Here is a 5,432-nt window from a genome sequence, read left to right as displayed (position 1 = left end):
AGAAGGATCTATTGTGGAACCTGGCATGCTCATCGGTTCAGTCGGAAGCTCTGGTTATGGGCCGCCCGGAACGTCAGGTAAGTTTCCGCCTCATCTTCATTATGGGATGTATAAAGATAATGGCTATACAGAATGGTCGTTCGATCCATATCCTTATTTAAAACAGTGGGAAAGACAAGAACGAATGAAAAAAAGATGAGGCATTTTGCCCCATCTTTTTTTATGACTGACGGCTCTTCTTCACTGCATGAGCGACGCTAGCGAGAAATCCACCCCAAATGACGACCATACCGACAAGCATCATAACGAGTGCACTTGTTTGCATCAGCTTGAAACCTCCTTATCCGTCGGAACAGAAAGCGCCCCCTCTTTCCAACGCTTCACTGAAAATACAAATCCGAGAACGATGACAAGCGCTGCGATCGTCCATCCATATTTAACAACGAATAACGTATCATATCCTCCATAATTTTCTTTCACGTTTGTTTTAATGCTATCGAACATCATATAACCGAGTACAACCGGTGTAATCACAGAGAGCGAAATTTTCCACCAAGCCCCTACCATAATATCTGATACGCTGTTTGCATGTGTTTGAAGTGCATTGAGTTGTTTTAACACCCATGCAATCACAATAACCTCGATTAAACCGACAAGTGCAACACCAAAGTTATTAATAAAATAGTCGACAACATCTAAGAAATATAATCCACCGTTTGTTGCAAACACGAGCGCGATTAACGCCGCTAATCCGCCGCCACCAAGAACGGCTTTCGTTCGAGAAATACCGAACTTTTCTTGAACTGCCGCTACATATGTTTCCGAAATGGAAATGAGGGATGACAGACCAGCTAACGTTAGCGAAAGGAAAAATAACACGCCGAAAAATTCATTAAACGCTGGGAATTGGTTAATAATTTGCGGGAAGACAACGAATGCTAACCCGACGCCCCCTTTAACGACTTCGCTTACTTCTACACCTTGTTGATGAGCTAAAAAGCCAAGAACACTAAATACACCAATACCGGCCAACAATTCAAATCCTGAGTTTGCAAATCCTGTAATGAAGGCATTGTTTGTAATATCTGATTTTTTTGGTAAATAACTTGAATACGTAATCATAATAGCAAATGCAATCGACAAGCTAAAGAAAATTTGACTGTATGCAGCAACCCATACTTTTCCGTTCATAATTTGATCCCAATTCGGTTTGAAAAATGCGTTCAATCCTTCAACTGCACCTTCTAGCGTGACCGCGCGAACGACGATAATAAAGAATAAAACAACGAGCGTTGGCAAGAAAATTTTATTCGCTAACTCAATTCCTTTACGAATCCCTTTATATAAAACAGCTAAGTTAATGACCCACACGAGAACAAGCGGAATAAGAACAGCTGGAACTATACTTCCAAACGTACCTGGCGTTTCTGCTAATTTTAAATACTCACCGAATAAGAAGCCTCCTGTATCTTCTCCCCACTTCGATGTAAAAGCGAAATACGTGTAAGACATCGCCCAAGCAATAACGACGGAGTAATACGTCGAAATAACGAATGAAATAAGTACTTGCCACCAACCGATCCACTCCGTCCCTTTGCTTAAGCGAGCAAACGTTAATGGCGCTGACCCTCGATACTTATGCCCGAGCGTAAATTCCAATATAAGAATTGGAATACCTGCCGTTAATAAAGCGAATAAATATGGGAAGAAAAACGCCCCTCCACCATTTTCATATGCGACAGCTGGAAACCTCCAAATGTTTCCTAAACCAATTGCCGAGCCGGCCGCTGCCAAAATAAAACCAGCACGCGTACCCCATTGTTGACGACTTTCCATAGATAAATGACCTCCTTAATCCATTTTTATCTTTACAATGTAACAGCCAAATGAATGTCATACCACCACCTTGTTCGATTATTTTAATTTTTCAGACTTTTTTGTTTCGTTTAGTTTTAAGTATAACAACGGACAAGCTTTTTGTCAAAATAATATTTTAAAAAATAAAATTTTCAGAATTTTTATTATTGAACAGGGAGTTCAATTGACGTATTCCCCCCTCCCCCTTGATTGTAAAATTGCGGAACTTCGCCTTGAATAATTTGGATAGCAACAGGAATGTCATTTTGGATCGTCGCTGTCTTTGTCGCAAATGGAATAATAATTTGCACGTTCACTTCAATATGAATTGCTATTTCTATTAAAGCATTGTTAATTCCAAATGGACGAATATTTTTATTGACATCCGAATGAACATCCCCAATGACGTAAAAGCGAACCGGTATACGCGGCCCTAAATTCCCTAACAAGACGTTGTTTGTTGCTTGTCCGAGCGGGATATAATAAATAATCCCTTTTTCCTTTTCCGTTTCAACTTGAACATCTGGAAACTCAAGTGCGGACAATTTCCCTTCCGATGCCGCTTTTAAATTTCGCTGTACACGGTTTGTCGTTTTTGCTAATACCCGATTGACTACTGTTGCATTAAAGTCAATAGCGGAAATTTTCCCTTGTGCATCTTTTTCAATTTTAATGAAGTTTTCAACGTTGACATCGTCCTCAGCAATTTGTTGACTAATCGCATTGTTAATCACTAAGTTCGCTAGGCGACGCGTTTCTTTCTCGGCGATCGCCATAAGCGTCGGTTCAATTCCTCTATTAATGAACCAAAGGCTCGCAACAGTCGAAACAATAAAAAAAACGAACGTGATTAAAAAAATATAGCGGACGGGTAGCGGTTTTCTTCTTTTACGCAGTTGTTGATACAACAAAAATCCCCCCTCTCACGCTATATGTATGCGATCAAGCAGGGGATTATTATTTTATTTCATGAGAAGCAAGGCGTCTTTTCCTTTCATTCCACGTGAGATACCTAGCTGTTCGGCCGCCAATGTCACCGACTCAAGCGGCGCTTCTAACAGCTGGTCAATCGTTCGCACTCCTACTGCTCTTCCTGCGATAATTCCTCGGTCGCGCAATTTATTGTTTAATAGCGCCACATCTAATGCCCCGCACATAATATATCCTGTATCGTTCGCAACAGCTAACAACGTCGTTTTAGGCAACTGCACAGAAATTGCTGTAAACGGTTTTCCGTCAATCCATAACGGTTTAACCTCAACCATACATTTCACGCTCCTTTCCTTTATTCAATGTATGAATAAAAGAAAGAACGGTGCCTATCATGGATACATGTTTTTTAACTTCCATGCAAGCACATCTCGCAACATTTCCGGCATATAATATTGTTTTTTTGCACGATATATTTCTGGATACAAATGACCGAACGTAAACATATCAATCGTCGCCACCGCATACGTCTTTTGCTCATCGATTGGCTGGTCGTGAATAAAAATGCGGCGCACATGTTCTTGACCATCAATTAGCTGTTCTTTTTCAATTGTGATGCGATCATATGCCATTTGTCCCATCACTTCCCCGCGGAATCCGAATCCTTTCACACGCAACTGTTTCATCTGTTCTGTTTCCGCTTGTAAAATGACTTCTTTCAGTTCACTTCCGCGCAAATATACTTTGCATGGATTAATCGGATGTGGACAAATGCGATGAATGTCGCCTCTCGTTATGACACCTTTTGGGAGCGAAGCAAGCAACACACCTGCATTCACCATCGCTACATCTCCTTCACACCATTCGTTTAACGCCTTCGCCAGAAGCGACGCGAATGGGGATGGTGAAAACCAGTCAATATGTAAAGTTTCAGGCAAATAAACAACTGGTTGTGCCAATGCGTTCGTCGCTTGTTCGACCATATGATGTAATTTTTGTTTTGTTTCCATACATTCTTGTTCAAGAGCATCGATATGTTTCACATATGCATGTGCATCAACTTTCCGGCTTTTTGTATCAACCGTCAACGTCACACATCCGACGTAATGCGCAAATTTCCCAGCTCCACAAAGCAACGTGTTGTTTACACGTTTTCCGCATTCAAATACATGATGCGTATGCCCTCCTAAAATTGCTGTCAGTTGCGGAAACAGATGAGCCATTTTTTCATCATCACTTATCCCTAAATGAGATAACAAAATGATTGCATCCACTTTTGCCGAAAGTTCATCAATGAGCTGAGCGACGGTAGCGAACGGATCAGCAACGCGCCATCCGAGCAGCTCATAAAACGTCTGAAATGGGACGGTCACTCCAATGAAAGCTATGCGCGCACGTCCGAATGTCATAATGATATACGGTTTCATCCAACGGGGACGCTCTCCGTTTTGATAAAAAACGTTTGCGACGAGCACAGGAAAGGTAGCATGCTCGTACAGCTTATCTAGTTGTTCATGACTTAGCGTAATTCCTTCATTGTTTCCAATCGTGACGGCATCGTACGCCACATCGTTTAAAAGGGCGATATTAGCTTTTCCATCCGACGCTTCTGTGATCGGATGAAATCGATCAATAAAATCACCAATATCTAGCAAAACCATATGTTTACTTTGTTTTTTATGCTCGCTTCTTTTTTTTCGTAAATAATGCACTACTTTTGGCCAATGTTCAAAATGGCTATGCACATCGTTTGTATGATAAATATGTATCGTCTCTTTCAATGTTTGCAACACACCTTTCCCTCTACTAGCCAAGTCCTTGCACGATTAAACGAACTCCAAGTAAAATGAGCACGATCCGCAGTAGCGTCACAACTGTTTTTCCTTTTAGTCTCCGATTAAGCCATGCGCCACATTTTGCACCGACCCATACGCCCGGAATGAGCGCAAACGCAAACGTCCATGCGACATTTCCCATCCATACATGTGTCGATGAGCTAACAATGGATGACAAAAAGACGATAAACATCGATGTTGCTACCGCCACATGAGGAGGAAATAAAAACAATAACATCATCGCAGGCACCATGAGCGAACCGCCACCAATGCCAAAAAACCCGCCGACAAAGCCAACAACAAACGCAATGAGCGTAGCGATGAACGGATCATATCCGTATGTCACTTCCTCTCCTTCGTTCGTGACATACGTGCGCACAACAGGAAACGTTCGTGTTGCACGCGGTGAAAAACGCGATTGAAACATAAGCAAAAATGAAACAGCAATTAAAAACAGTCCAAAGTAAAGCGAAAAATGATGCATATGAACATGTTGATTTACCCATGCCCCTAACATGGCACCCGGCCCACTGCCGATGAAAAAAAACAAGCCGCTTTTATAGTCCACCATTTTATGCTTCATATATGTTAAAGTTGACGACAATCCATTAAAAATAATTACAACAAGCGACGTACCAACCGCGACTTGTGGTGAAATGGCTGGCAACATATGAGCTGCACTTAAAAAAAGAAGCGCTGGAACGATAATGACTCCCCCACCTAAACCGACAAGACTGCCGATCGTTCCTGCTAAAAAACCAATAATTAAAAGAAAAAAATACTCCATGTTCATCCCCCATTATGAAAACA

At 41.6% G+C, this 5,432-nt stretch carries 6 protein-coding genes and 1 pseudogene; 1 reads left to right on the top strand and 6 read right to left on the bottom strand.

Annotation, left to right across the window (positions count from 1 at the left end; all coding sequences use genetic code 11):
* Positions 1–199 (top strand): annotated as a pseudogene (locus V7Z64_RS11540) (peptidase M23); the annotation flags it as partial.
* A gap of 21 nt (positions 200–220) precedes the next feature.
* Here V7Z64_RS11540 and V7Z64_RS11535 read toward each other — a convergent pair.
* The 6 genes from V7Z64_RS11535 to V7Z64_RS11510 all read right to left on the bottom strand — a co-directional run bounded on the left by V7Z64_RS11535 (position 221) and on the right by V7Z64_RS11510 (position 5,409).
* Positions 221–325, bottom strand: a complete 105-nt coding sequence (locus V7Z64_RS11535; protein ID WP_003398304.1) for a methionine/alanine import family NSS transporter small subunit — start codon at positions 323–325, stop codon at positions 221–223.
* Positions 325–1,836, bottom strand: a complete 1,512-nt coding sequence (locus V7Z64_RS11530; protein ID WP_297992137.1) for a sodium-dependent transporter — start codon at positions 1,834–1,836, stop codon at positions 325–327. The genes V7Z64_RS11535 and V7Z64_RS11530 overlap by 1 nt, the downstream gene beginning before the upstream one ends.
* A gap of 185 nt (positions 1,837–2,021) precedes the next feature.
* Positions 2,022–2,768 carry a sporulation protein YunB gene (gene yunB / locus V7Z64_RS11525; RefSeq protein ID WP_297992136.1) on the bottom strand — a complete coding sequence of 249 codons (747 nt, stop codon included), beginning with the start codon at positions 2,766–2,768 and terminating at the stop codon, positions 2,022–2,024.
* A 51-nt stretch (positions 2,769–2,819) separates the two neighbouring features.
* On the bottom strand, positions 2,820–3,122 hold the full coding sequence (locus V7Z64_RS11520) for a YunC family protein (RefSeq protein ID WP_297992135.1): 303 nt from the start codon (positions 3,120–3,122) through the stop codon (positions 2,820–2,822).
* 57 nt (positions 3,123–3,179) lie between these two features.
* Positions 3,180–4,568 carry a bifunctional metallophosphatase/5'-nucleotidase gene (locus tag V7Z64_RS11515; protein ID WP_297992140.1) on the bottom strand — a complete coding sequence of 463 codons (1,389 nt, stop codon included), beginning with the start codon at positions 4,566–4,568 and terminating at the stop codon, positions 3,180–3,182.
* Positions 4,569–4,593: 25 nt separating this feature from the next.
* Positions 4,594–5,409 carry a sulfite exporter TauE/SafE family protein gene (locus tag V7Z64_RS11510; protein ID WP_003398311.1) on the bottom strand — a complete coding sequence of 272 codons (816 nt, stop codon included), beginning with the start codon at positions 5,407–5,409 and terminating at the stop codon, positions 4,594–4,596.
* Between the last annotated feature and the right edge of the window lie 23 nt (positions 5,410–5,432).

The sequence above is a fragment of the Anoxybacillus sp. genome (assembly GCF_036834105.1).
Classification (GTDB): domain Bacteria; phylum Bacillota; class Bacilli; order Bacillales; family Anoxybacillaceae; genus Anoxybacillus.
The sequence above is the reverse complement of the archived record's forward strand: the minus strand, read 5'-3'. Positions and strand labels throughout refer to the sequence as shown.

What these genes read in the sequence shown, in the direction of transcription:
- V7Z64_RS11535 (WP_003398304.1), bottom strand. Translation starts at nt 325, where the DNA reads ATGCAAACAAGTGCACTCGTTATGATGCTTGTCGGTATGGTCGTCATT.
- V7Z64_RS11530 (WP_297992137.1), bottom strand. Translation starts at nt 1,836, where the DNA reads ATGGAAAGTCGTCAACAATGGGGTACGCGTGCTGGTTTTATTTTGGCA.
- V7Z64_RS11520 (WP_297992135.1), bottom strand. Translation starts at nt 3,122, where the DNA reads ATGGTTGAGGTTAAACCGTTATGGATTGACGGAAAACCGTTTACAGCA.
- V7Z64_RS11510 (WP_003398311.1), bottom strand. Translation starts at nt 5,409, where the DNA reads ATGGAGTATTTTTTTCTTTTAATTATTGGTTTTTTAGCAGGAACGATC.